This is a genomic window from Oscillibacter sp. CU971, assembly GCF_905219725.1.
Lineage (GTDB): Bacteria > Bacillota > Clostridia > Oscillospirales > Oscillospiraceae > Oscillibacter.
Genome location: NZ_CAJMXG010000159.1, coordinates 1 through 4,083, shown reverse-complemented (window position 1 = coordinate 4,083; position 4,083 = coordinate 1). Strand labels below are relative to the sequence as shown.

The 4,083-nt window shown below is 61.2% G+C and carries 4 protein-coding genes; all 4 read right to left on the bottom strand.

Translation table 11 applies throughout. The features are described from left to right. Positions 1–2,306: VirB4-like conjugal transfer ATPase, CD1110 family (locus tag JX325_RS10980; RefSeq protein ID WP_374220609.1), on the bottom strand; the 2,306-nt coding region annotated here is incomplete at its 3' end. Further along, a complete protein-coding gene (locus JX325_RS10975; protein WP_204791167.1) occupies positions 2,263–2,643 on the bottom strand; it encodes a PrgI family protein in 381 nt (126 codons plus the stop codon). The genes JX325_RS10975 and JX325_RS10980, both read right to left, overlap by 44 nt. A 3-nt stretch (positions 2,644–2,646) precedes the next feature. Then, complete coding sequence (locus JX325_RS10970) at positions 2,647–3,204, bottom strand: MT-A70 family methyltransferase (protein WP_204791166.1); 558 nt, start codon at positions 3,202–3,204, stop codon at positions 2,647–2,649. A gap of 63 nt (positions 3,205–3,267) precedes the next feature. Continuing rightward, positions 3,268–4,083: VirB6/TrbL-like conjugal transfer protein, CD1112 family (locus tag JX325_RS10965; RefSeq protein ID WP_204791165.1), on the bottom strand; the 816-nt coding region annotated here is incomplete at its 5' end.

The following is a 4,083-nucleotide window of genomic DNA, read 5'->3' as shown; positions in this document are numbered from 1 at the left end:
AGCTCGGTGTCCTGGGGGAAGTGGTCCACAAAGGGGATGGTGGTGTCCCCATAAAAAAGCAGCCCCTCGCCGGAGCCGGAGTGGGTGACGTAGGAAAGCTGGTGNGGGGAAATCCCCAGGTGGCTTGCCNGCACCTTTTNATCCCCGGCGGCCTGGGACAGCATATAGAGGAAATCGCAGTTGCCGAAAATGGACTCTATTTCGCTGCTCTCCAGCNGGCTTTTCACATTCTGGGTGATCCCGCTGGGGATGGCCCCCCATTTGCGGAAGCGCCGGAAAATCTCCACACTGTACGCNGCCGTTTGGGGCTCCGCCAGCAGAACGTGAAACTCGTCCTGATATACCCAGGTCGCCCGCCGCCGGTCCCGGTTCTCCGTCACCCGGCCCCAGATTTGGTCCNTGAGGATCAGCAGCCCTATCTTTTTCAGCATCTTCCCCAGGGCCTTGATGTCGAAGCACAGGAGGCGGGAACTGACCTGGACGTTGGTTCGGTGGTTAAAGAGGTTGAGNGGCCCGGTGCAGTACAGCTCCAGGGCGGNGGCCACCCGCCGGGCCNCCGGCTCGGACTGTTTCAGCAGCTCGTCGTAGAGGTCCTGGAGAATGGGCATACGCTCCGGGGCCGGGTCCGCCAGATAGGGCCGGTAGATGGTCCGCACGCAGCGGTCGATCACCGTCTTTTCCACAGGGGCCAGCCCGCTCCGCCCGCCCACGATCAGTTCGCACAGGGAGAGGATGAAATCGCTTTTGAGGGACAGGGGGTCCTCGTCGTCGGCATAGTTGGGATTGATGTCCATGGGGTTGATGAACGTGCCCGCCGTGGCCGACGGGGACAGCCGCACCACCTNGNCCCCCAGCCGATTTACCAGGGGGTAATATTCCCCCTCCGGGTCCGCTATGATGATGTCGTCGTCCGGGAGGGAGAGGAACACGTTGACGATCTCCCGCTTGGCGGCAAAGCTCTTGCCGCTGCCGGGCGTGCCCAGGAACAGGCCGTTGGGGTTTTTCAGACGCTTGCGGTCCGCCATAATGACGTTATTGGAAAGGGCGTTCATGCCGTAGTAGAGGGCCGCCCCGTCCATCCGCAGCTCCTTTGTCATAAAGGGAATGAAAATCGCCGTGGAGCTGGTGGTCATGCCCCGCTGTATCTCAATGGCGTTCTCCCCCAGCACCAGGGAGGACGTGAAGCCCTGCTCTTGCTGCCAGTCCAGCCGCTTCAAGGCGCAGTTGTATTTCTGGGCAATGCCGGAAATGGTGAACACGTCGTTCTCCAGCTTTTGCCGGGTGGGGGCGATATTCACCACAGTGAACGTCAGGAGGAACATTCTTTCATTCCTGGACTGGAGGTCGGCCAGGAGCGCCGCCGCGTCCTTGGAGTAGGTAATGAGGTCCGGGGGCAGAATTTCCATATCGTACCCCGCCCTGACCGCCTTTTTCTGCTCCTCCACCTTCATCTTGTCAATGTCGGAGATTTTGCCCTTGGTCATTTTGATGGCCTTGAGCTGGTCCACGGTCTGCACATGGAGGGTCACGGTCATTTCCGCGTCCAGCNCCAGCNGCTCCAGCAGCAGCTTGTCCGACAGCTCGGAGGCCATNATCTGCAAGTAGGAGGCCGCGCCCCAGGACTGGCCCAGCCGGAATGTCCGGGCGGCGGTGAAGTCGAAGCTGTCCGGGGCGATAAAGTCNTTCGTCCCCATGCCGGTTTTCACGATGTCCGGCCAGGAGAAGCGGAACGGCTCCCGGCCTCCGGGGTGCATCTGGCCGTGGAGCACCTCCAGCCGCTCCCGCCCGTTGAGCACGCGGGAGTGTGCCCCCAGCTTTTTGAAGTTGCCCATAATGTCGCTGGACACGCGCTCCAGCCGGGGGCGGGNCGTCTCCAGGCCGTCGGCGGGGACGCCGAACGTGATATACTTGGAGCGGACAATGCCGTTGTTGCTCCGGGCGATCTGCCGNTTCAGCATATCCACATATTCCCCCCGGATACTGTCAAAGTCGTCGTGGGCCATGGGGATATTGACCTTGTACCGGTTGCCGCCCCTGGAGCGGTGGTTGATGAACGAGAGCTGGAACGGGAGGGCGCTGTCAAAGTAATTGAGGAAGCCGCACCAGCCGTCGAAGATGGCGGACTGGTCCTCGCTGGAGGCCACGGAGTAGTTGATGTCCTCGTAGGCGATGGTTTTTGTGTAGAAGCCCTCCCGCACCCGGCAAATGCCGTCTTTCAGCATTTCCACATAGGGGATGGTCTGCTGTGCGGAGAGGGAACGCTTACCGTCCCTTCCGGGTCCGGCGCTTTTGGCTCTTGGGTTCAGAAACGGACACCTCCNTTCCGGCGAACGGCGCGTAGATATTTTGCGTTCGGTAGGGCCTGGGGCCGGGCCGGAGGAAGCGGGCGCGGATGATGTTCCGCACCACTTTCTCAAAGGGCAGGCCGTCCTTTTCGTACATCGCCATGAGGAACGCCGGGAGCATGATCCCCAGCATGAGGAACATAGCCCCGGTGCTCCCCACAAGCCCACGGGCCAGCAGATAGGCGGGGACCCCCACCAGCCCGCCGCCTCCGAAACAAATGAGCTGCCGCTTGGTGAGGTTGAACGCCAGCTTGGTCTTGACCCTGGACAGGTCATTGGGNACATTCACATAGGGCAAAAATCAACCCTCCTTTCTTGTGGTGGCCTCTGGACACCGTGTCCAGAGGCCAGGGGTACATTCCACCTCGTTCCCCCACACATCCCAGCCGGGGGTGGATTGCCGGGCGAACAGCTCCACGCGGGGCACGTCGCCCAGCAGGGCCANAATTTTCTCCCGCGCCTCCTCCGGCTTTTTGCTATGGGCTTCAATGGGGGAAATGATGAATTGATGGACATTGGCGGCCTGCCGCCGGGGACGGCCCCGCGTTGCCAGCAGGCACACCTCCGCGTTGGCCCTGGTCCAGAAGCCCAGGCCGTAAAACCAGCTATCCGCCTTGCGGTTCTTTTTCAGCCAGACGAACGCCACAGACTTATACTGAAAACCCCACGCCTTGATCAGCCGCAGGGCTTCCGGGAGCTGGGGGAACGTGGCCCACAGGAACAGGGCGCAGTCCGGGGCGGCCAGCTCCGCCACGGGGAGGGCGCACAGCTCGTCCATGCTCATGGTGGGGTAGTGCTTCTCCGCCGATCCTGGCAAATTCTTTTGGGAATAGCGCCAGGGCGGGTCGGCGTAGATCACGGCGTATTTTCCGATAAAATCCCTCCTCTCCGCTTATAGTCACGGTGTCCAGAGGTCCGGGAGCTAATGCGCCCCCAGAACGCTCCGGGCGATACTCCCCGTTTTGAACAGGCAGTAGCACAGCAATACCGTGTAGCCGATGGTCCCCCATATCGCCCCTATGGGGTCGCCGCCTCCGGCGATACTCTNNATGAGTACCGCGTAGATCCCCACGCATACCAAAATCAGCATCCCCTGGAAGCCCACGGCGAACAGGGAGCGGAGATAGTTCTGCCCGGCCCCGCCCAGCTCCCGGTTCGCCAGGGTTGCCACGGGGAGGGGCGCAAGGCTGGTGAGCATATAAATTTCTATCATCCGCCCGTAGACGATCACGAAAATCACGATATTCAGCGCGGTCATGGTGAGCTGCACCACAAAGGACTGGAGCCACAGCCCCAGCAGCGGGCCCAGGTCCATCNCCNNCAGCGCCGNCTNCAGGTCCGCCAGCATATCCGGGGAAACGTCCGTGGAGCCCTGGATCAGCCCCGCCGACTGCGCCACCACCCGCTGTGCCACGTCGAACACCGCCATAACGATATTGAACGTGTTGGACAGAATGAGGATGGCGCAGGCCGTTTTGAATATCCACTTGAAGAAAATCCAATAGTCCAGGTCGTGAAGATTATTCCGCTCCACCAGCAGTTGAATGAGTTCGTAGGTGGCAACAAAGGTCAGGACCAGTCCGGCGATTGGCAGTATCACCGTTTCGGAAAGCCGCCGGATCAGGGAGAAAACCCCGGCGTTCCATTGCGCCGGGGCTGTCCCCACTTGTACCGCGATCTCCCCGACACGGGCGTTTACTGTATCAAAGAGCCCCGACAGGTTGTCCATGATCCCGCC